The 22,035-nt window shown below is 72.7% G+C and carries 18 protein-coding genes, 3 tRNA genes and 1 pseudogene; 9 read left to right on the plus strand and 13 right to left on the minus strand.

The features are described from left to right. From E1287_RS23155 to E1287_RS23170, 4 genes and pseudogenes are all read left to right on the plus strand, one after another. A pseudogene (locus E1287_RS23155) lies at positions 1-413 on the plus strand (exopolyphosphatase); the annotation flags it as partial. 56 nt (positions 414-469) lie between these two features. Further along, positions 470-2,008 (plus strand): carboxyl transferase domain-containing protein, encoded by a 1,539-nt coding sequence (locus tag E1287_RS23160; protein ID WP_131967180.1) that lies wholly within the window; start codon positions 470-472, stop codon positions 2,006-2,008. Positions 2,009-2,015: 7 nt separating this feature from the next. Beyond that, positions 2,016-4,001, plus strand: coding sequence for a biotin carboxylase N-terminal domain-containing protein (locus E1287_RS23165; protein ID WP_131967148.1), 1,986 nt, complete (start codon positions 2,016-2,018; stop codon positions 3,999-4,001). Further along, on the plus strand, positions 3,998-5,152 hold the full coding sequence (locus E1287_RS23170) for an acyl-CoA dehydrogenase family protein (RefSeq protein ID WP_131967149.1): 1,155 nt from the start codon (positions 3,998-4,000) through the stop codon (positions 5,150-5,152). The genes E1287_RS23165 and E1287_RS23170 overlap by 4 nt, the downstream gene beginning before the upstream one ends. 62 nt (positions 5,153-5,214) lie before the next feature. Here E1287_RS23170 and E1287_RS23175 read toward each other — a convergent pair whose 3' ends face one another. From E1287_RS23175 to E1287_RS23200, 6 genes are all read right to left on the minus strand, one after another. Continuing rightward, positions 5,215-5,796, minus strand: a complete 582-nt coding sequence (locus tag E1287_RS23175; protein WP_131967150.1) for an AAA family ATPase — start codon at positions 5,794-5,796, stop codon at positions 5,215-5,217. Continuing rightward, the gene (locus tag E1287_RS23180) at positions 5,793-6,854 is read right to left on the minus strand and encodes an enolase C-terminal domain-like protein (RefSeq protein WP_131967151.1); all 1,062 of its coding nucleotides are present in this window, start codon (positions 6,852-6,854) and stop codon (positions 5,793-5,795) included. The genes E1287_RS23175 and E1287_RS23180 overlap by 4 nt, the downstream gene beginning before the upstream one ends. Before the next feature lie 31 nt (positions 6,855-6,885). After that, positions 6,886-7,167 (minus strand): hypothetical protein, encoded by a 282-nt coding sequence (locus tag E1287_RS23185; protein WP_131967152.1) that lies wholly within the window; start codon positions 7,165-7,167, stop codon positions 6,886-6,888. A gap of 39 nt (positions 7,168-7,206) precedes the next feature. Continuing rightward, positions 7,207-8,691 (minus strand): LCP family protein, encoded by a 1,485-nt coding sequence (locus E1287_RS23190; RefSeq protein ID WP_131967153.1) that lies wholly within the window; start codon positions 8,689-8,691, stop codon positions 7,207-7,209. Positions 8,692-8,800: 109 nt separating this feature from the next. After that, positions 8,801-10,276 (minus strand): LCP family protein, encoded by a 1,476-nt coding sequence (locus E1287_RS23195; RefSeq protein ID WP_131967154.1) that lies wholly within the window; start codon positions 10,274-10,276, stop codon positions 8,801-8,803. A gap of 127 nt (positions 10,277-10,403) precedes the next feature. Beyond that, positions 10,404-11,840, minus strand: a complete 1,437-nt coding sequence (locus E1287_RS23200; protein ID WP_243719354.1) for a GuaB1 family IMP dehydrogenase-related protein — start codon at positions 11,838-11,840, stop codon at positions 10,404-10,406. 635 nt (positions 11,841-12,475) lie between these two features. Between E1287_RS23200 and E1287_RS23205 the strand changes: the two genes are divergently transcribed. Continuing rightward, entirely contained in the window at positions 12,476-13,390 is a 915-nt protein-coding gene (locus E1287_RS23205) for an Lrp/AsnC family transcriptional regulator (RefSeq protein ID WP_131967156.1), read from the plus strand. 90 nt (positions 13,391-13,480) lie between these two features. Here the strand turns inward: E1287_RS23205 and E1287_RS23210 are convergent, their stop codons facing one another. The 5 genes from E1287_RS23210 to E1287_RS23230 form a co-directional block, all read right to left on the minus strand. After that, positions 13,481-15,076, minus strand: coding sequence for a Na+/H+ antiporter (locus E1287_RS23210; RefSeq protein WP_131967157.1), 1,596 nt, complete (start codon positions 15,074-15,076; stop codon positions 13,481-13,483). Between the two features lie 79 nt (positions 15,077-15,155). Continuing rightward, entirely contained in the window at positions 15,156-16,028 is an 873-nt protein-coding gene (locus tag E1287_RS23215) for a LysR family transcriptional regulator (RefSeq protein WP_131967158.1), read from the minus strand. A gap of 83 nt (positions 16,029-16,111) precedes the next feature. Further along, complete coding sequence (locus E1287_RS23220) at positions 16,112-17,677, minus strand: MFS transporter (protein WP_131967159.1); 1,566 nt, start codon at positions 17,675-17,677, stop codon at positions 16,112-16,114. Next, positions 17,677-17,940: a UBP-type zinc finger domain-containing protein gene (locus tag E1287_RS23225; protein ID WP_131967160.1), complete on the minus strand. Its 264-nt coding sequence runs from the start codon at positions 17,938-17,940 to the stop codon at positions 17,677-17,679. The genes E1287_RS23220 and E1287_RS23225 overlap by 1 nt, the downstream gene beginning before the upstream one ends. Positions 17,941-18,010: 70 nt before the next feature. Beyond that, on the minus strand, positions 18,011-19,045 hold the full coding sequence (locus E1287_RS23230) for a GDP-mannose 4,6-dehydratase (protein WP_131967181.1): 1,035 nt from the start codon (positions 19,043-19,045) through the stop codon (positions 18,011-18,013). 171 nt (positions 19,046-19,216) lie between these two features. Here E1287_RS23230 and folP point away from each other — a divergent pair, with 171 nt between their 5' ends. Continuing rightward, entirely contained in the window at positions 19,217-20,053 is an 837-nt protein-coding gene (gene folP / locus E1287_RS23235) for a dihydropteroate synthase (protein WP_131967161.1), read from the plus strand. Positions 20,054-20,058: 5 nt separating this feature from the next. Here the strand turns inward: folP and E1287_RS23240 are convergent, their stop codons facing one another. Together E1287_RS23240 and E1287_RS23245 are read right to left on the minus strand one after the other, a co-directional pair. Then, positions 20,059-20,616, minus strand: coding sequence for a CGNR zinc finger domain-containing protein (locus E1287_RS23240; RefSeq protein ID WP_131967162.1), 558 nt, complete (start codon positions 20,614-20,616; stop codon positions 20,059-20,061). 242 nt (positions 20,617-20,858) lie between these two features. Then, positions 20,859-21,431 (minus strand): hypothetical protein, encoded by a 573-nt coding sequence (locus E1287_RS23245; protein WP_131967163.1) that lies wholly within the window; start codon positions 21,429-21,431, stop codon positions 20,859-20,861. A gap of 297 nt (positions 21,432-21,728) precedes the next feature. Here E1287_RS23245 and E1287_RS43920 point away from each other — a divergent pair. The 3 genes from E1287_RS43920 to E1287_RS23255 all read left to right on the plus strand — a co-directional run bounded on the left by E1287_RS43920 (position 21,729) and on the right by E1287_RS23255 (position 22,024). Then, positions 21,729-21,800: transfer RNA gene (locus E1287_RS43920), tRNA-Trp, on the plus strand. A gap of 15 nt (positions 21,801-21,815) precedes the next feature. Next, positions 21,816-21,886: transfer RNA gene (locus tag E1287_RS23250), tRNA-Ala, on the plus strand. A 53-nt stretch (positions 21,887-21,939) separates the two neighbouring features. Then, positions 21,940-22,024 (plus strand) — tRNA-Ser (locus E1287_RS23255). Positions 22,025-22,035 lie beyond the last annotated feature (11 nt).

The raw sequence follows: 22,035 nt of genomic DNA on the forward strand, positions 1-22,035 counted from the left end.
CCCGGGGGGTCCAGCCCATACCTAGTGTCGAACGCCCAGGTCATCTGGCGGGAGCGGAAACCAGCCATGTGGATAACCCCGCTACCGTCCGGGTTCCGCTGGGGCGCGTGGCCGGGGCGCGGAGCGGGGACAAGGGCGGGGACGCCAATATCGGTGTATGGGCTCGAACGGACGAACAATGGCGCTGGCTGGAACCCTTCCTCACCGTTGAAAGGTTCAGAGAACTGATGCCTGACACGCGTGAGCATGTCGTCCGGCGGTATGTATTGCCCAATCTCCGTGCGATGAATTTCGTTGTCGAGGGGCTGCTGCAGGAAGGTGTGTCCGCCTCGACCCGGTTCGATCCGCAGGGGAAGGCACTGGGGGAGTGGCTGCGGTCACGTATGGTCGACATTCCGGAGGCTGTCCTTTGACGCTGAAGAGCACCCTCGACACGCGCGGGCCGGAATACCGGGAGCGGCGCCGCGCCATGCTGGAGAAGCTGGCGGCCCTCGACGCCGAGCACGCGAAGGCGCTGGAGGGAGGGGGCGAGAAGTATGTGGCGAGGCACCGCAAGCGAGGGAAGATGCTGGCGCGGGAGCGCATCGAGCTGCTGCTCGATCCCGACTCGCCGTTCCTGGAGCTGAGCCCGCTCGCCGCGTGGGGCAGCGACTTTCCCGTCGGCGCCAGCGTCGTGACCGGGATCGGCGTGGTCGAGGGCGTCGAGTGCATGATCGTGGCGAACGACCCGACGGTGCGGGGCGGGTCGAGCAATCCGTGGACGGTGAAGAAGAGCTTCCGGGCGTCCGACATCGCGCTGGAGAACCGGCTTCCCGTCCTCAACCTCGTGGAGTCGGGCGGCGCCGATCTGCCCACCCAGAAAGAGATCTTCATTCCGGGCGGGCGGATGTTCCGCGACCTCACGCGATTGTCGGCGGCCGGGATCCCGACGATCGCGCTGGTGTTCGGGAATTCCACGGCGGGCGGCGCGTACATCCCGGGAATGTGCGATTACGTCGTCATGGTCAAGGAGCGGGCGAAAGTGTTCCTCGGCGGGCCGCCGCTGGTGAAGATGGCGACCGGGGAGGAGGCCGGCGACGAGGAACTCGGCGGCGCGGAAATGCACGCGCGGACGTCCGGCCTCGCCGATTACATGGCCGTGGACGAGGACGACGCGCTCCGCCTCGGACGACGCATCGTCAAGAACCTCAACCATCGCAAACTGGGCCCGCCGCCCGGCCCCGGCCCGGTCGAGGAACCGCTGTACGACGCCGAGGAGCTCGCCGGGATCGTCCCCGAAGATCTGAAAGTGCCGTTCGACCCGCGCGAGGTCGTCGCCCGGATCGCGGACGGGTCCCGGTTCGACGAGTTCAAGCCGCTGTACGGGACGAGCCTCGTCACCGGCTGGACGCGCGTCCACGGCTACCCGATCGGGGTCCTCGCCAACGCGCAGGGCGTCCTGTTCAGCGAGGAGGCGCAGAAGGCGGCGCAGTTCATCCAGCTCGCCAACCAGAGCGACACGCCACTGCTGTTCCTGCACAACACCACCGGATACATGGTCGGCAAGGAATACGAGCAGGCCGGGATCATCAAGCACGGCGCGCTGATGATCAACGCGGTGGCGAACAGCAAGGTCCCGCACATCTCGATCGTGATGGGCGCGTCCTACGGGGCCGGCAACTACGGCATGTGCGGCCGGGCGTACGACCCCCGGTTCCTGTTCACGTGGCCGTCCGCGAAGTCGGCGGTGATGGGGCCGCAGCAGCTCGCGGGCGTCCTGTCGATCGTGGCGCGGCAGGCCGCCGAGGCGCGCGGGCAGGCCTATGACGAGGAGCAGGACCGCGCGATGCGGGAGATGGTCGAGACGCAGATCGAGGCGGAGTCGCTGCCGTTCTTCCTGTCGGGACGGCTCTACGACGACGGCGTCATCGACCCGCGCGACACCCGTACCGTGCTCGGGCTGTGCCTGTCGGTCGTCCACAACGCGCCCGTGCGCGGGGCCGACGGCTTCGGCGTCTTCCGGATGTGAGCGAGAGATGATCAAAAACGTGCTGGTCGCGAACCGGGGTGAGATCGCGCGCCGCGTGCTGCGGGCCTGCCGGGACCTCGGCATCGGGACGGTCGCCGTCCACTCCGACCCGGACGCGGGCGCGCCGCACGTCCGGGAGGCGGACGTGGCGGGACGGCTCCCCGGCGCGTCCCCGGCGGAGACGTATTTGTCGTCCGAGCGGCTCCTGGCCGTGGCGAAGAGTGCCGGGGCCGACGCCGTCCACCCGGGCTACGGGTTCCTGTCGGAGAACGCGGAGTTCGCGCGGGCCGTCGCCGACGCGGGCCTGACCTGGATCGGTCCGCCTCCGGCGGCGATCGCCGCGATGGGCTCCAAGATCGAGGCGAAGAAGCTGATGGCCGCCGCGGACGTTCCCGTCCTGCCGGAGCTCGACGCGGCCGAGGTGAGCGGCGCCGACTTCCCGCTGCTGGTGAAGGCGTCCGCGGGCGGCGGCGGGCGCGGCATGCGGATCGTGCGCACGCCCGGTGAGCTGGACGACGCCGTCGCCGGGGCACGACGCGAGGCGGAGTCGGCGTTCGGCGACCCGACCGTGTTCTGCGAGCCGCTGCTGGAAGGCGCCCGGCACATCGAGGTGCAGATCCTCGCCGACGCGCACGGGACGGTCTGGGCGCTCGGCGAGCGCGAATGCTCGATCCAGCGCCGCCACCAGAAGATCGTCGAGGAGGCGCCGTCGCCCGCGGTCGGGCCGGGGTTGCGCGCCGAGCTGTGCGGCGCGGCGGTGAGCGCGGCCCGCGCCATCGGGTACGTCGGCGCGGGGACGGTCGAGTTCATGCTGGCGCGCGACGGCCGGTTCTTCTTCCTGGAGGTCAACACGCGCCTCCAGGTCGAGCATCCGGTCACCGAATGCGTGTACGGGGTGGACCTCGTCCGGCTGCAGATCGAGATCGCCGAAGGGGCCCGCCTGCCGGAGGTCGTGCCGGAGCCGCACGGGCACGCCATCGAGGTCCGCCTGTACGCCGAGGATCCGGCGCGCGACTGGCGTCCGGCCAGCGGCGTCCTGCACACGTTCGAGGTGCCGGGCGTGGACGTCGAGTTCGCCGTCCCCGCGTCGCCGGGGCCGGGGCTGCGACTCGACAGCGGAGTGGAGGGCGGAGGCGAGGTCGGCGTCCACTACGACCCGATGCTCGCCAAGGTGATCGCGTGGGCGCCGACCCGCGCCGCCGCGGCCCGGCGGCTGGCGGGCGGGCTGCGCGGCGCACGCGTCCACGGCCTGACGACCAACCGCGACCTGCTCGTCCGGATTCTGGAGGAGCCCGGCTTCCTGGACGGCGACACCGACACCGGCTACCTCGACCGCATCGGCTTGGACCGGCTCGCCGCGCCGCTCGCCGGGGACGCCGCCGTCCGGGCGTCGGCGCTGGCCGCCGCGCTCGCGCAGGCGGCGGCGAATCGAGTCGGGGTGCTCGGCGGGCTGCCGTCCGGGTGGCGCAACGTCCGGTCGCAGCCCCAGCGCAGGACGTTCGAGGGCCCGTCCGGGCAGGTCGTCGTCGACTACTACCTGCACAGGAACGGGCTGGTCTCCGAACTGTGCCCCGGCACGTCACTGGTCAGCGCCACGCCGGAGCAGGTCGTCCTGGAGCACGACGGGCTGCGCGAGACGTTCGCCGTCACCGTCGCCGGGGACGCGGTGCACGTCGACTCCCGCTTCGGCGCGGTGGCGCTCCGCCCGGTCCCGCGCTTCGCCGACCCGAGCGGCCGGATCGCGCCCGGCTCCCTCCTCGCCCCCATGCCCGGGACGGTCGTCCGCGTCGAGGCCGAGCCCGGCGCGGACGTCGCGGACGGGCAGACCCTCGTCGTCCTGGAGGCGATGAAGATGGAGCACCGCATCGCCGCACCGTCCGCCGGGACGGTCGCGGAACTCAACGTCGTGGCGGGGCAGCAGGTCGAATCCGGGGCCGTCCTCGCCGTCATCGAGGCCGCGACCGGGGCCGATACCGAAAGGACCGCGGAATGAGCTTCGTCGAGAGCGAGGAGCGGCGGGCGCTGCGCGCGGCCGTCGCCGAACTGGGCGCGAAGTACGGCCCGTCGTACTACGTGGAGAAGGCCAAGACCGGGCAGAAGACCGAGGAGCTGTGGGCCGAGGCCGGACGGCTCGGCTACCTCGGCGTGAACGTCCCCGAGGAGTACGGCGGCGGAGGCGGCGGCATCGGCGACCTCGCCGCCGTGTGCGAGGAGCTCGCCGCGGCGGGCTGCCCGCTGCTGCTCATGGTCGTGTCCCCGGCGATCTGCGCCACGATCATCGCGCGCTCGGGCACCGCCGACCAGAAGAAGGAATGGCTCCCGCGGTTCGCGGACGGCTCCGTCACGATGGCGTTCGCGATCACCGAGCCCGACGCCGGATCCAACTCCCACCGCATCACGACCACCGCGCGGCAGGACGGCGACGGCTGGGTGCTGAGCGGGCAGAAGACGTTCATCTCCGGGGTGGACGAGGCGGACGCCGTCCTGTTCGTCGCCCGGACGCACGACCAGAAGGGGAACCTGCGGCCGTCGCTGTTCATCGTCCCCACGGACGCGCCGGGCTTCACCTGGACGCCGATCTCCATGGAGATCGTGTCGCCGGAGAAGCAGTTCATCTGCCACCTCGACGACGTCCGGCTGCCCTACGACGCGCTCGTCGGCGACGAGGACGGCGGGCTCCTGCAGCTGTTCGCCGGCCTCAACCCCGAGCGGATCATGGCCGCCGCGATGGGCGCCGGGATCGGCCGCCTGGCCCTCGGCAAGGCGGTCGCCTACGCCAACGAGCGGCAGGTCTTCCGGACGCCGATCGGCGCGCACCAGGGCCTCGCGCACCCGCTCGCCACCGCCAAGATCGAGCTGGAGCTGGCGCGGCTGATGGCGCAGAAGGCCGCCTGGCTCTACGACGAGGGCGACGACGCGGGCGCGGGCGAGGCCGCGAACATGGCCAAGTACGCCACCGCGGAGGCCGCGATCCACTGCGTCGACCAGGCCATCCAGACCCACGGCGGCAACGGGCTCACGACCGAGTACGGCGTCGGGATGCTCGCCGGCGTCGTCCGGCTGATGCGGATCGCGCCGGTCAGCCGCGAGATGATCCTCAACTTCGTCGCGCAGCACTCCCTGGGGCTCCCCAAGTCCTATTGACCGGGCGGCCGGCACCTCATCGGACACCGGGCGAGCCGCCGTCCGGGGAACGGGTGAGCGGGTCAGGCGAGGAGATCGTCCAGCTGGGCGGCCAGGGAACGTCCGGCCGTCAGGCGGTTGTCCACGGCGGTGTGCGGGACGGGAGGCGGCTCGTCCGGGCGCATCCGGGCGGTGAACGCGTCGAACGCGGTCAGCTTTCCGGTGTCGCGGGGCGAGCCGCGCCGCTCCAGCCGGTGGCGGAGCGTGGCGGCGTCCGTCCTGATCCAGACGAGGCGGACGGGCGGGCCGCCGAGGTCGCGGGTCCACTCGCTCCAGCGGGACGGCGAGCGGATCTGGCCGGTGAACGGGCCGCTCAGCAGCACCGGGCAGCCGTGTGCGCGGACCTCCCGCGCCGCCGCCGTCATCCCCGCGTACTCGTGTCGCTTGACGTGCTCGTCGTACCAGGGGCCCTCGCGCTCGCCCGGGTCCCGGCCGGACGCCGCGAGGACCGCTTCGACGAACGGCCCGTAGATCGTGTCCTTGTCCAGCAGCGCCGGGACGGGACGCAGCCGCGCCAGCAGCAGCTCCGCCACGGTCGTCTTCCCGCAGCCGGGCGGCCCCGCCACGACCCACACCGGGGCGGGCGGCTCCGCGCCGGGCGTCACGCTGACAGGCGCATCCGGCGGGTCGCCAGCCGCTCAATGCGCTCCTCGTCGATCTCGTGGCCGAGGCCCGGCTGGGTGAGCGGCACGCCGACGACGCCGCCGGACGAGCGGACGGGCGGCGTCACGAACACCGGGCCGCCCGCCGGGTCGGACACGTCGCTCGGCAGCGTGCAGCCCGGCAGCGACGCGAGCGCGACCGCCGCCGCCTGGCCGATGCCGAACGCGCCCGACCCGCTGCACCACACGTCCCACCCGGCCGCGTACGCGAGGTCGTGGGCGCTGCGGGCCGCGGTCAGCCCGCCGAGCCGGTCGAGGCGCAGGTGCAGCGCGCGGCCCGCGTCCAGCGACAGCGCCGCGTCGAGGGTCTCCAGGTCGCCGACGGCGGGCGCGACGGCGGTGCCGACGCGGAGCTGGAGCCGGGCGTGCGCGGCCAGGTCGCCGGCCGCGAACGGACGCTCGACCGCCGCCAGCCCGTAGGAGTCCAGCCCTTCCAGGACCTCCAGGTGCTCGGGCGACTCGGTGTAGGCGTGGCCCGCGTCCGCGACGAGCGCGAGCGCCGGGTACGCCTGCCGGATCGCCCGGACGGGCTCGATGTCCCAGCCGGGGCGGATGTCCAGCGTGACGCGGGTATGGCCCGCTCCAACGGCCTGGTTGACGCGGCCCGCGATCGTGTCGAGGGTCGCCTCCGGCGAGATCCGCGCGCCGGTCACGATGGACGTGCGGGTGCCGCCGAGCGCGTGCGCGAGCGGCAGGCCCCGCGTCCGGCACCACAGGTCCCAGCAGGCGGTGTCGATCGCGGCGGCGGCCTCGCGGGCACCGAGGTCGGCGGCGGCGGACACGTCCTCCGGACGCTCCCAGTCGAGCCCGATGAGGGCGGGGCCCATGCGCTCCTCGATGTCGGCCCACGCCCCGCCCGAGCCGCCGCCGGCGGCCGCCGGGACGGCCATCTCGCCCCAGCCGACCGTGTCGCCGCAGGTCAGGCGGACGAGGATGCTCTCGGGCCGCCGTCCGCGCGGCATCGCCACGCGGTAGGCGTCGCAGCCATGGATCTGGGGCACCCGCACCCGCCTTTCGAGGAAGTCGTCCTCCCTAATTCTCCCCCCGTCGCAGAGCGCGCAGGTACGGGCGCAGCGGGCGCCGCTCGTAGCCGCCGTCGTCCAGGCCCGCGAGGCGCTCGAAGGGGTTGTAGGACGCCCAGTCCCCGCACAGCAGCATCGAAACGCCCGCGCACACCCCGTACAGCGGGATCATGACGGGACCCAGGCACCAGGCGTACTGCGTCGCATGGCGCCCCTCGTGCCGCAGCAGCCCGAGACCCGTCGAGAGGTTGACCGCGTTGACGACCTGGCGAACCCGATGAGCCCTGTTCACCTCACCAGTGTCCACCGCGGCGGCCCGGCGGGGCGGGCGTTACGACGGGCAGCTCGAATCGAGGGACACCGGCTTGCTGGGGACCTTCGGCGTCCCGCCGTCACCGCCGCCGTCAGGCTCGCCCGTCTCGGACGGCGACGCGCCCGGCGACGCGCTCGCGGACGTGCTCGGATGGCTGCTCACCTGGCGCGGATCGCTGTTGATGGCGTCGGACGTCAGCTTGCGGATCAGGTCGAGGTCCGGGCTCCCCGTGTAGATCAGCGGCGGCACGAACTGCAGGCTGTTGATCTTCGCGCCGTTCTTGACCTTGTTGGACAGCTTCACCAGCGCGGGCAGCAGCTCCTGCGGGATGTCGGTGGACAGGGTCCGCTTGGCGGCGGCGGCCAGCTTGTCGAAGCTGGTCAGGACGGTCTGCGGGTCGGCCTGCTCGGCGATCGCCCGCATCAGGCACTTCTGCCGGCCCATCCGGACGTAGTCGCTGCTGTTGGTGCGGGACCGTCCGTACCAGAGGGCCTCCTTGCCCGACAGCGTCCGGTAGCCGGGCTCCAGGACGGCGCCCTCCAGCCCGTACGGGATGGGCTGGTCGACCTTCATCCGCACGCCGCCCATCGCGTCGACGATGTCGGCGAAGCCGAACATGTCGACGAGGATGTAGTAGTCGACGCGCAGGCCGAGGATGCCGGCGATGGTGGCCTTCAGCAGTTCCGGGCCGCGCTGGTTCTTCGGGACGCCGGGCACCACGTCCGGGTGCTCCTCGGCGTACTGGTACACCTCGTTCAGCAGGCCGGGCGTCCCCGCGCCGTCGCCGGTGAAGCCGTACGGGAAGCGGTCGCGGGCCGGGCCCGCCGGGAACGGGACGTTCTCCAGGTTGCGGGGCAGGCTGAGCAGCACCGTGTCGCCGGTCTCGGTGTCGACGCTGGCCACCGTCATGCTGTCGGTGCGCACGCCGGTGCGGTTCTCGGCGGCGTCGCCGCCGATGAGCAGGATGTTGACGCGCGGCTGCCCGTCGAACGGGTCGTCGGTGTCGACGTGCCTGCCGTTCTCGTCGCCGGTGCGGAAGATGCTGGTCAGCGCGTCCCTGGCGACATAGCTCTTGTGCGCCGACCAGGCCGCGGGGACGGCGACGGCGAGGCACATCACGGCCACCGCCGCCGCGCCCAGCGACTGGGCGCCGCCCGTCATGCTGATCGGGCGCAGCACCAGGTAGGACCAGACGACGACGAACATCCACAGCACGCCGAGCGCGACGAGCGCGGCGGTCAGCCGCTGCAGCATGTCCGGCTGGACGGCGAGCGTCGGCAGCTCGGAGCGGTAGAGCGTGGCGGCGCCCGCGAGGGCGGCGGCGACCACGAGGTACAGGGCCAGCAGCACGCCGCCCGCGACGCGGCGTCCGGCGATGAAGTGGGCCACGCCCCAGACCAGGGCGGACGCGAGCGTCAGCGCCAGCGCACGGGGAAGCCCCTCGCCGCCGGACGGACGCTCTTCGCCGCTCGCCCGGGCACGCCGACTCGCCGATCGCCCCATGTACGCTCCGATTCCCACCCACACTGGAATAAGCCCTGGCTCACTTTAAGGACGCTCGGAACCGGGCAAAGGTTGCGTAGGAGACGACCTCGGGCGGGCGATTGGGGCGTCAGGTGCAGCTGTTGCTCAAAAGGTGCAGCCCGCCCGCGCTCCCGGCGCCCGCGGCGGAGTCCCGGACGGCCCGCGCCGCCATCCTCCTGATCTCGGCATAGTCCGGGCGGCCGGTCGAGACGGCCGGCGGCACGAACTGCAGGCTGGAGATCTCGGCGTTCCTGATCTTTGCGGCGAGGCCGACGAGCGGCGGGAGCAGCCGCCGCGGCAGGTCGGTGCTGACGGAGTCCTTGAAGACCCGGGTGAGGTGCTGGAAGCTGCGCAGCACGGTCAGCGGCCCGGCCTGGCGGGCCAGCGCCCACATCAGGCATTTCTGGCGGCTCATGCGGGAGTAGTCGCTGCTGCCGGTGCGGGACCGTCCGTACCAGAGGGCCTCCCGCCCGCTGAGCTTGCGGCAGCCCGGCTTCAGCACCCCCGACGGCACCTGCTGCTTCGGGACGGGAACGGCGCCGGCAACGCAGACCCGGACGCCGCCGACCGCGTCCACGATCTGCCGGAAGCTCCGCATGTCGACCATCGCGTAGTACGGGACGGGTCGGCCGAGGATGTGCGAGACCGTCCGTTTCAGCAGCTCGGCGCCGGGATTGCGGACGCGTCCGCCGCCCGCCAGCACACCAGGATGGCGGCTGCCGGTCTCGTACACCTCGTTCAGCAACTCCTTCGGCGGGTACGGGACGCGCTTCGTCCCCGACCACACCGGCACGTGCTGCAGATTGCGCGGCAGGCTCATCAGCAGCGTGTTCCCCGTCGCGGTGTCGATGCTGGCCAGCGTCATGCTGTCGGTGCGGACACCGGGACGGCCCACGTCGGCGTCGCCGCCGATGAGCAGGATGTCGAGGCGCGGCGTGCCCGCCCACGGGTCCGCGGCGTCCGCCGCCGGGGCGCTCGCCCGCGCGGCCGGCGCCGCTCCCTCGGCGAACAGGCTGTCGACCAGGTCGCGCTGCAGGTAGCCGTAGTGGGCGACGGTCAGCGGCGGGACGACGACGAGCAGGCACAGCACAGACACGGAGGTCCCCCCGGCGAGCCGCCACAGCGGAGACAGCCCGTCCGGGACCAGCACGGCGTAGGAGTGGACGATCAGCGCGGTCCACAGACCCGCCAGCACGACCGCGCCGACCGCCACGGCCAGCAGCCAGCCGGGCCGCACCGACAACTCCAGGAACAGCGACTGCCCCTCGCCCACGGCGGCCGCGGCGCCCGTGATGAGCAGCGCCTGCGCGAACACCAGCGCCCCGCCGAGCCGGACCCGTCCGGCCCGGAGGTGCGCGATGCCCGGCAGCGCCGGGGACACCGCGGCGATCAGCAGCGCCTGGACAAGGCCCCGCAGCGCCGCGTCCCGCCCGTGGGCCTGGTCCCGCCCGTGCGTGTCGTTCCGCTCGGGCCGGACGTCCCGGCCGCCGTCGTCCTCGCCCGCCGGCCGCGGCGGGTCGTCCGGCAGCAGCCGCGTCCCGTCGCCGATCGGCCCGTCGACCATGCTCCGCCCCCTTCGGGGACGAAGACCCCCTTCTCCGCCCCTCTCCCAGAGCGTGCAGGTCAGAGCGGGGAAAGATCAGCGGCGGAAGCGGCGTGTCGCGAATGCCACGCTGATCATGGAGAAGACTTCACCAACTGCTGGACAGCGGCATGCCTTCGACGAACCCGGACGAGCCCTGGACGCCGACGGTCGCCCGCTCGTGGAACTCCTCCAGCGTCCGGGCGCCCGCGTAGGTGCAGGAGCTGCGCAGCCCCGCCACGATCGAGTCGATCAGGTCCTCCACGCCGGGGCGCCGCGGGTCCAGGAACATCCGGGACGTGGAGATGCCCTCCTCGAACAGCGCCTTGCGGGCCCGGTCGAACGGCGAGTCCTCGGCGGTGCGCAGCCGCACGGCCCGCGCGGACGCCATCCCGAAGCTCTCCTTGTACGGCCGCCCGTCCGCGGTCCGCTGCAGGTCGCCCGGCGACTCGTACGTCCCGGCGAACCAGGACCCGACCATCACGTTCGCCGCGCCCGCCGCGAGCGCCAGCGCCACGTCGCGGGGGTGCCGGACGCCGCCGTCCGCCCACACGTGCCGGCCGAGCCGGCGGGCCTCGGCGGCGCACTCCAGGACGGCGGAGAACTGCGGCCGCCCGACCCCCGTCATCATCCGCGTCGTGCACATCGCGCCGGGCCCCACGCCGACCTTGACGATGTCGGCCCCGGCCTCGATCAGGTCGCGGGTGCCCTCGGCGGTCACCACGTTCCCGGCCACCACCGGGACGGCGGGGTCCAGCGCCCGGACGGCGGCCAGCGCGCTGATCATCTTGTCCTGGTGGCCGTGCGCGGTGTCGACCACGATCAGGTCGGCGCCCGCCTCCAGCAGCGCCTTCGCCTTGCCCGCGACGTCGCCGTTCACGCCGACGGCCGCGCCGATGCGCAGGCGTCCGGCGCCGTCCACGGCGGGCTTGTAGAGGGTGGCGCGGAGCGCGCCGGTGCGGGTGAGGACGCCCGCGAGCCGCCCGGAGGCGTCCACGACGGGCGCGAGGCGGTGCCCGCGCTCGTGCAGCCGGTCGAACGCCTCGCGCGGGTCGACGCCGTCCGGCACCGTGACCAGGTCGCGGGACATGATGTCGCGGAGCTGCGCGAACCGGTCGACGCCCTGGCAGTCGGCCTCGGTGACGACGCCGACGGGACGGTCGTCCTCGACGACGATCACGGCGTTGTGGGCGCGCTTGGGCAGCAGCGCGAGCGCGTCCCCGGCCGTGCTGGACGGCCCGAGCCGGATCGCGGTGTCGACGACCAGGTCGCGTGCCTTGACCCAGCCGATCACCTCGGCGACCACGTCCACCGGGATGTCCTGCGGGAGCACCGCGAGCGCGCCGCGCCGCGCGACGGTCTCGGCCATCCGGCGGCCGGAGACGGCGGTCATGTTGGCCACGACGAGGGGGATGGTCGTCCCGCTCCCGTCCACGGTGGACAGGTCGACCTCCAGGCGGGACCCGACCGACGAGCGGCGCGGGACCATGAAGACGTCGTTATAGGTGAGGTCGTGAGCGGAATGCTCACCGTTCAGCAGGCGCACGGCTGTACTACACACCAATCGCGGGTCAGGGTGGCTGGGCCACCGTCCATTGTCGGCCATACCCGGCCGTGCCCCGAACACGCCGCCGGCGGGCCCGCCCCCGGCCCGCTGAGCGAAGCGAACTCCGCGACGTGGTGAAAACGGTGCAACGTGAGGCTTGGCTCTCTGTAAAGTTACCTCTTGACGTAACTGCGCCCTCGATGCACTTTTCTTACATGTGCCTCACGCGGACGGCGGAACCGCCGTAGGGGGCGTGACAGCAGAACACCGGGAGAAGCGCATGCAGGTCACGCACTTGGGCCCGGTCAGCCGCGCTCGTCCGCGCCGCGGGCCGTCCTGGCCGCGCGGCGGTCATCGCAGTGATCAACGGAGCGATCCTTGCCACCGTGCGCGCCCGCCGCCGCCCCTCCGCCGTGCCCGGTGCGCGTTGTGAGCCGGCCGCGTTGTGCTTTCGGACGGGATTATCCGGCGCCGGAAACGTCGCCGCGCGCAGCCCGCCGCAGACGCTTCGACGGCCGCCGGGCACGGTGAACACGAGCAAGATCAATATTTGACGTCATACCGTCCTGAAATGGAATGATCTTGCAGTTGTCGACAAACCGATTCATCTCCATCACATGTCGAGGAGGACAGCCGTGCTGGATGCGGTCGACGCCGTGCTCGTCCGCGAGCTCCAGCGGGATGGCAGGGCGACGTTCCAGGCGCTCGCCGACCGCGTCGGGCTTTCCCGCACGGCCGTGCGGGCACGGGTGCAGCACCTTCTCGAAACGCAGGTCGTCCGCGTCGTCGGCATCGTGCACGCCGCCGTCGTCGGCGCCGAGGCGATCGGGCACCTCTCGGTCACCGTGGACGGCTCGGCGCGGAAGGTGGCCGCTGCCGTCGCCGAGCGGACCGCCGTCAGCTTCGCCGCCCTGACCGCCGGCCCGTACGACCTGGTCGCGCAGGTGCGCACCCGCGACGACGCCGCGCTCGCCGCCGAGGTGGACCAGATCAGGTCCGTCCCCGGCGTCCGCGCGGCGGAGGTGTTCCGGTCGGTGGCCACCGTGCGCGACACGCACGCGGTGGTGCGCGAGCTCGGCGAGGTCACCCTCGACGGCATCGACTGGCGGCTCCTGCAGGAGCTGCAGCGCGACGGGCGCGCCCCTTACACCCGTCTCGCGCACATCATCGGCCTGTCGCAGGCCGCCACCCGGGCCCGGGTGGTCAGGCTGATGCGCTCGGGCGTCATCCAGGTCACCGGCCTGGCCGACCCGCTGGCCCTCGGTGCGGCCGAGCTCGGCGGGTTCGGGCTGGTGGTCACCGGCGGGCTGCGGAAGGCGGCCGACGCGGTCGCCGCGCAGGACGGCATCCGCTACCTGGCGACCGGCTTCGGCCGCTACGACATCGTCGGGCAGGCCGAGGCGGCCTCGCGCAGCGAGCTGGTCGCCGTGCTGGACGCCATCCGCGCCGTGCCCGGCGTGACGGTCAAGGAGTCCTGGCACCACCTGGACGTGGTGAAGGAGTCCTACACCGTCGAGCTGCCCGACCAGCCCCTCAACGGGTCGTCCTGACCCCGCAGCCGCACCCGGCCGCCCCGGCTACGGCGCCCAGCCGTGGCCGGGGGCACGGGCCTGCCCGCGTGCCTGCCCGCGGACGCGGGCCTACTCGCGGTTGAGGGCCGCCTCCTCCAGGTCCAGCTCGTGCATGACGCGGGTCAGCACCTCGTCGTCGATGCGGCGCTCGTCCCGCATCCGGACGAACACCCGCCGCTCCGCCGCGAGCATCTCCCGGCGCAGCCGCCGGTACGCCGCCGTCGGCACCTCCTCGCCCTCCGGGCCCGTCCCGCCGCCGAGCCGCTCCCAGGCGCGCAGCTGCCGGTGCTCGGCCAGCTGCCGGAGCCGCTCCACGACCGCGGCGTCCAGCTCCTGCTCGGCGGTCAGCTCGTCCAGGCGCGCCAGCGCCGCCTGGGCGGCGGCGTGCTGCGCGCCCGCCTCCGCGACGGTGTCGGCGTAGCGCTCGCGGTCGCCGCCGACGCCGAGCGCGCGGATCAGCGCCGGGAACGTCAGCCCCTGCACCAGCAACGTCCCGAGGACGGTCGTGAACGTCAGGAACAGGATCAGGTCGCGTCCGGGGAACGGTTCGTCCGCAGAGGTGGCGAACGGGACCGCGAACGCGGCGGCCAGCGACACCACGCCGCGCATGCCCGCCCAGGAGGCGATCGTCCGGCCGCGCCACCCCGGGTCCTCGCGCTCCCGCTGCCGCTTCGACAGCAGCCGCGGGACGTACGAGGCCGGGAACACCCACACGAAACGCGCGACGACCGTGACCGTGAAGATCGCCAGCGCCCACCAGACCAGCTGCGGCGTGCTCCGGTCCGACAGCCCGTCGATCACCGGCGGCAGCTGCAGGCCGATGAGCAGGAACACCACGGACTCCAGGATGAAGACCATGACCTTCCAGAACGACTGCCCGATCAGCCGGGTCACGGCGGTCGACTCGGTCGCCCGGTGCCCCAGGTACAGCCCGCTGACCACCACCGCGATGACCCCGGACGCGTGCACGCTCTCGGCGATCAGGTACGCGCCGAACGGCGTCACGACCGCGACGGCGTTCTCCACCAGCGGATCGTTCAGCCGCGTCCGCAGCCAGTGCAGCGGCGGCCCGAGCAGCAGCCCGACCGCCGCCCCGACGGCGGCGGCGAACAGGAAGCGCCACACGCCGTCCACGAGCGTGAAGCCCGCACCGGTCGCCGCGATCAGCGCGACGCGGAACGCCGTCAGCGCCGTCGCGTCGTTGAACAGGCTCTCGCCGACCAGGATCGTCACCGTCCGGCGCGGCAGGCCGAGGCGCTGCGCGACGCTCACCGCCGCGACCGCGTCCGGCGGCGCCACGATCGCGCCGAGCACGAACGCCGCCGGCAGCGGCAGGCCCGGGACCAGCAGGTACGCCGCGTACCCCACCGCGAACGTGGTGAACAGCACCAGCCCGACCGACAGGAACCCGATCGACCATGCGTTCTCGCGCAGGCCCACGTAGGAGCTCTTCCAGGCCGCCGCGAACAGCAGCGGCGGCAGGAATACGTACAGCGCGATCTCCGGGTCGAGCTCGAACTCCGGCACCCCCGGCACGAACGAGACGGACAGCCCCGCGATCACCAGGACCAGCGGCGCCGAGAGCCCGGCCCGCCGCGCGCCCGCGGCCACGACCAGGGCGGTGACCGGAACGGCCAGCAGCCAGAGTGCGTGCGTCGTCCCCACTCACCAGATGATCGCACGCGCCCCGCGACCGCATCGCCTCCGGGGGGACGACCCCCAGGCCCCCCGGGAAGTGCGACGGTCAGTGGGGGTCGCGGGCCGTGTCCTTGGCGAAGGTGAGGAAGTCGCGGGCGGCGGGCGGCAGCTTGCGGTGCGCGTGGACGATTCCGGTCATCCGGGTGATCGGCGGCATGAACGACCGGACGGTCACGCCCTCGGTGTCGTCGAGCTGGTTGCGGTACCACAGCAGCGAGCCCATCCCGGCGCGGACCCAGCCCATCCAGGCGCCGCGCTCGTCGGACTCCACCGCGGCGACCGGGGTGGCGCCGACCCGCCGCAGCACGGTGTCGATCTCGGCGCGGCGGGCGCCGCCGCGGGCGGGCAGCACGAGGCGCATCCCGTCCAGCGCGTGCACCGGCACCGGCTCGCGCATCTTCAGCGCCGGCGGCGAGATCAGCACGACCTCCCGCTGCTCGAACGGGTGCGCGGTCATGTCGCCGGGCACGGGCAGGTCGGTCAGGGCGAGGTCGGCGCGGCCCGCGCGCAGCGCCGCCGCGACGCGGTCGCGGTCCTCGCAGCGGATCACCCGGACCCGGACGGCCGGCTGGTCGCGGGCGAAGCGGGGCAGGAGCCGTCCGGTCAGCTCGGGCTCCAGCGTGGAGGTGACGGCGATGCGCAGGTCGGCGCCGCGCCCGTTGGACCGGGTCACCGCCAGGCCCTCGATCGCGTCGACGGCGTCCAGCGCGACCCTGGCCTGCCGGACCACCTGCTCGCCGACCGGCGTGAGGACGACGCCGCGGCCGGAACGCGCGAACAGTTCGACGCCGAGCTCGCGCTCCAGCTCGCGGACCGCCCGCGAGAGCGCGGGCTGAGCCACGTAGAGAGCCTGGGCCGCCGACGTCATCGTGCCGTGGTCGGCGGTCGCCACGACATAGCGCAGCTGCCGCAGATTCATGCACCGACCGTATGCCAATGAACCCATTCGGTCTTGGACATAGCCGGAATCGGACCGAGATTGAACCCGCCCCGACCTGGTGATCAAGGCGGCGGGCCCCCGGCGGCCTTGGCCGGGGCGGGCTCCGGCTCGGGCTGCAGCTGCGGCGCGCCGACCCCGCAGTGGCTCCGGCACTCCGGCTCGACCGCCTCGCCGGACGGGGCGCGCAGCGCGTCGTCGTCGACCGTCAGGAAGCTCAGCACCGCGCCGGCGGCGAGCATCGCGGCGCACACGACCATCGCGATCCGGAACCCGTCCGAGAACGCGGCCGGGTCGTCGTAGGCGTCGCCGGTCAGCCCGGCCAGCGGCGGGATCGCCGCCACCGTCAGCAGCCCCGCCGCCCGCGCCACCGCGTTGTTGACGCCGCTGGCCACGCCCGCGTGGTTGACGTCCGCGGTGGCAAGGACGGTCGCGGTGAGCGGCGCGACCACCGCCGCCAGGCCGAGCCCGAACACGATCACGGCGGGCAGGACGTCCCGCACGTAGGACGAGTCCGCGTCGATCCGGCCGACCAGCAGCATTCCGACCGCCGCGACCACGAGCCCGGCCGTCATCGGGATCCGCGGGCCGATCTTCTGCGCGAGCGCGCCCGCCCGCGCGGACAGCAGCAGCATCAGCACCGTGACGGGCAGCAGCGCCGTGCCCGCCGCGATCGGCGAGAAGCCGCCGACGACCTGCAGGTTCAGCACGAACAGGAAGAACATCACGCCCATCCCGCCGTACATGATGAACGTGACGACGTTGATGGCGGTGAACTGCCGGGAGGCGAACACGTCCAGCGGCAGCATCGGGCGCGGTGCCTCGCGTCCGGCCCGCCCGGCGGCTTTCGCCCCTCTTCTGCCGCCTTTGCCGCGGATCTTCTCGACCAGCACGAACGCGACGGCCGCGGCGGCGCCCGCCCCGGCCGTGGCGGCGATGACCACCGGGGACGCGTTGCCGCCCGGCGCCTCGGTCAGCGCGTACGTCGTCCCGGCCAGCGCGAGCGCCGCCAGCGCCGCGCCGAGCACGTCGAAGCGCCCGCGCGCCTCCGGGTCGACGCTCTCCGGGACGTGCCGCACCGCGACCAGCACCACCACGGCGGTCAGCGGCACGTTCAGCAGGAACACCCACCGCCAGCCCGCCGCCTCCACCAGCCAGCCGCCCGCGAACGGCCCGATCGCGCCCGCCACGCCGCCGAGCCCCGACCAGGCCCCGACCGCGCGCGGCCGGTCGTCGGCGGCGAACGACGCCTGGATGATCGCCAGCGAGCCCGGGGTGAGCAGCGCCCCGCCCACGCCCTGCAGCGCCCGCGACACGATCAGCATCTCGATGTTCAGCGCCAGCCCGCACAGCACCGACGCGACCGCGAACCACACGACGCCGACGAGGAAGATCCGGCGCCGCCCGTACCGGTCGCCGAGGGAGCCGCCGAGCAGGATGAACCCGGCGAGCGTCAGCGTGTAGGCGTTCACCGTCCACTGCAGCCCGGCCATGTCGGCGTCCAGGTCGCGCGCCAGCCTGGGCAGCGCGACGTTCACGACCGTGGAGTCGAGCATCGCCACGCTCGACCCCAGCACCGTCGCGAGCAGGATCCAGCGGCCAGGTCCGGTGCCCAGCCGGACGTCCGGCATCAGACGATCAGTTCATCGACGAAGCACCAGCGCCAGTCCTCGCCCGGCTCGAACGACCGGACGATCGGGTGCCCTTCCTTCTCGAAGTGCGCCGTGGCGTGCCTCATGGGGGAGGAGTCGCAGCAGCCCACGTGCCCGCAGCCCAGGCAGAGCCGCAGATGGACCCACCTGGTGCCCTCTGCCAGGCACTCCTCGCAGCCCTGCGGCGTGTTGGGCGACGGATCCTCCGCCGGAATGCTCCGCACATGTTCGCAAGTGGCCATATCTGAATCGTGCCACGGCCCGGGTCACAGGATCACCAATGGCCCTCGCCGCGGAACACCGAACGGCCGTTCACCAATGGTCGGGGCTGAACGGCTCGTCCTCGGGGCGCGCCGATTCCGACAGCAGCCGCAGGTCCGACTCGACCATCATCGTGACGAGCTCCTCGAACGTCACCGCGGGCTCCCAGCCGAGCTGCTCGCGGGCCTTCTTCGGGTCGGCGCACAGCAGGTCGACCTCCGCGGGGCGCGTGTACTTCGCGTCCAGGACGACGTGGTCCTCCCAGTTCAGGCCCGCCGTGCGGAACGCGAACTCCACCAGCTCCCGGACCGACTGGGTGTGGCCCGTCCCGATGACGAAGTCCTCCGGGGCGTCCTGGGCCAGCATCAGCCGCATCGCGCGGGCGTAGTCGCCCGCGAAACCCCAGTCGCGGCGCGCGTCGAGGTTCCCCAGCCGCAGCTCGGACGCCAGGCCCAGCTTGATGCGGGCCGCGCCGAGCGACACCTTCCGGGTGACGAACTCGGCGCCCCGGCGCGGCGACTCGTGGTTGAACAGGATCCCGCTGACCGCGAACATCCCGTACGACTCGCGGTAGTTCTGCGTGATGTAGTGCCCGTAGCTCTTCGCCACCCCGTACGGGCTGCGCGGGTGGAACGGCGTCGCCTCGTTCTGCGGCGTCTCCCGGACCATCCCGAACATCTCCGACGACGACGCCTGGTAGAAGCGGATCTGCTCGCGGCCCGGCGTCCGGGACGGGCTGATGCCCGACACCACGCGGATCGCCTCCAGCATCCGCAGCACGCCCATGCCGGTGACCTCGGCGGTCAGCTCGGCCTGCTGCCACGACATCGGCACGTAGGAGATCGCGCCGAGGTTGTAGACCTCGTCCGGCCGGACGTGCTCCACCGCCGAGATCAGGCTGCCCTGGTCGAGCAGGTCGCCGGTGGTGATCTGCACGTCGCCGATGTGCTTGCGGAGCCGCGACACATGGGGGTTCGCCTGCCCCCGCACCAGGCCCCAGACCTCGTACCCCAGCGCGAGCAGATGCTCGGCGAGATACGAGCCGTCCTGTCCGGTGATGCCGGTGATGAGTGCTCGCCTGGACAGCGGATCCTCCACTGATTAGGTCCGATGCTGGCCCACCACGGGTGGACCCGCGACGAGCGTGAAATATGAGGTTAGCGACCCTGCCGCGATGCTGACGAGGGAGGGCGGCCTTTGAACCGAATTCGCTTCTGTTCGCGAGGCCGGGCCCCGATGTGCCACGGTGAGACCATCATGAGCCCTCCAGAGACGCCGCTGCGGCTGAACGGGCGCGAACTCGGCCCGCACGCGATCATGGCCGTGGTGAACCGCACGCCCGACTCGTTCTTCGACAAGGGCGCCACCTACGGCTTCGACGCCGCGCTCGCCGCCGTGGACCGCGCGGTCGCGGAGGGCGCCGACATCGTCGACATCGGCGGCGTGAAGGCGGGCCCCGGCGAGGACGTCGGCGTCGCCGAGGAACTGCGCCGCGTCGTCGGGCTCGTCGCCGCCGTCCGCGCGCGCCATCCCGGCGTCGTGATCAGCGTCGACACCTGGCGGGCCGAGGTCGGCGAGGCGGTGGCGCGGGCGGGCGCCGACCTGCTCAACGACACCTGGGGCGGGCCCGACCGGCGGCTGGCCGAGGTCGCCGCCGACCATGGCATCGGCCTCGTCTGCGCGCACGCCGGCGCCCTCGCGCCCCGCACCCGCCCGCACCGCGTCGCCTACGACGACGTCGTCAGCGACGTGATCGCCCACGTGACGACCGAGGCGAAGCGCGCGGCGGCGCTGGGCGTCCGCCGGGACGCCATCCTCATCGACCCCGCGCACGACTTCGGCAAGAACACCCGCCAGTCTCTGGAGATCACCCGCCGGCTCGGCGAGCTGACCGCCACCGGCTGGCCGGTACTGGTCGCGGTGTCCAACAAGGACTTCATCGGGGAGACGCTCGGCCGCCCCGTCGACAAGCGCGGCGTCGGCACCCTGGCCGTCCTCGGCGTCTCCGCCCTGCTGGGCGCCCGCGTGTTCCGCGTCCACGACGTCAAGGCCGCCCGCCAGGCCCTTTCCGCCGTTACCGCCCTGCGGGACTGAACGCCCTACAGCGCGGCCTCGCGTTGGCGGGCGCGGTAGGCCGCGACGTGCATGCGGTTGCCGCAGGTGCGGCTGTCGCAGTAGCGGCGGCAGCGGTTGCGGGACAGGTCCACCAGGACGCGTGAGCAGTCCGGGGCCTCGCAGGTGCGCAGCCGGTCCAGCTCGCCCGCCGCCACGACGTGCGCCAGCGCCATCCCGCAGTCGGCGGCCAGGTGCTCGCCGAGCGGCGCGCCCGGCGCGAAGTAGTGCACGTGCCAGCTGTAGCCGTCGTGGTCGGTCAGGTGCGGGGTGGTGCGGACCTCGCCGACGATCTCGTTGATCTTCTGGACGGCGGCCGGGACGTCCTCGGCGCGGAACACGGCGTGGAACCGCTCGCGCAGGTCCAGGACGCGGGCGAGGTCGACGCCGCCCAGCTCGCCGATGTCGCTGAAGTCGTTGCGGTCCACGAACGCGTGCAGGCCGGGCAGCCCGGCGAGCTCCTCGGCCCCGGACGCCGCCGGGCCGGTGTTGATCAGGTCGACGACGACGGCGAGCGCGTGCTCGGTGTCATGAGTGAAGATCACGATGGCTCCAGTCTCGGGGACCCGGGGCGGTCGTGTGCCCGGCCCGCCCTTTGCAGGAACGCGTGCTGCCGGGGCCGGGGACGCGGCCCGTGGTGCACAACCATATGACGAGAATCCGGCACGTCCATGCGCACCCCGTGATGCGGCGCGTACAGTTCCGCATTCCGGACAGGGTCACAACCGGGAAAGAGGACAGGCTCAGGCGACTGGAAGCTTAAAAGGCCGGGGGCCCGTGCGGTCGGTCAGCGCTCGTAGTTGGGGTCGGCGACGACGGGGTAGTAGGCGTCGGAGTGCTGGACGCGCATCGTGACGGCCGTCCCCTCCAGCGTGTAGTCCGCCTTCACCTGGCGGAACATCGAGTCGCTCGCCCACGGGTTGTAGAGGCGTCCCACGGTCGCGCCGTAGCGCAGGTGGACGACGTCGTACCCGCCCGACGGCATCGACTCCAGCGCCAGGCCGTCGGCGAGGGACACCGAGAACCGGAACTCCGAGGGGGCGTCCGGGCCGTGGATCACCGTCAGCAGCCGCACCCCGCCGGCGGTCGTCTGGGCGACGATGTCGGTGTCGACGTCCACGCCCACGAACACCCGCAGGCTGGGGCGCAGCACCTGCGCGACGGTGTCGGCCGCGGCCACGTCAATGCCGAGGTGGATGCGCTGCCCGTCCTTGGTCGGCACCCACACGCCGTCGCGGGCGCGCTGGCCCCAGGCGACGTCCGGGTTCTCCATCTCCTGGGGCTCGTTCTTGCCCCGCGCGACGAGAATCCTGGAGGCGGCGCTCATCGCCGCGGCAGCGCCGTCCCGTGCATGCCTCATGGCGGGCCCCCTCGCCTTCTTCATCACTCGCGTGACTTCGTGCCTGTCTCGGGTTTACCACGGGCAGGCCGGACCGGGCGTCCGTTGGCCTGTCCCCGGTCGATTCGTGCCGTTCGCCCCGTGCGTCGTTGGACCTTACACCACGCTTATAGGCGCGGGACGGCTCGGGTGGCGCCCATCCGCGCACCATCACGGGGTGATGACGGTGCGCATCCGAGCCTTTACGGAGAAAACAATTTGTGCGCGTCCCGGAACCTCCGCATCATTGAACACATCGAACGAATGCGAAAAGCACGAAGGGGTGAGCCACCGGTTAGGCGGCCGGTCTCCAAATCCGGCGGAAAGTGGGTTCGACTCCTACCGCCCCTGCTGAGCACGGACGATGGGCTTGTGGTGTAACGGAAGCACACCTCCTTTGCACGGAGGCGATCAGGGTTCGACTCCCTGCTGGTCCACTGGCGCCCGGCGCCGCGGGCCGTCTCGCGGCAGACGGCCCGCAGCGTGTCCCGGAGGGTTGGCCGAACGGTAAGGCAGCAGTTTCGAAAACTGACGTCGAGGTGACACTCGAAGGGGTTCGACTCCCTTACCCTCCGCAATTCCCACC

Source organism: Actinomadura sp. KC06, from assembly GCF_004348735.1.
In the GTDB taxonomy this organism is placed as follows: Bacteria; Actinomycetota; Actinomycetes; order Streptosporangiales; family Streptosporangiaceae; genus Spirillospora.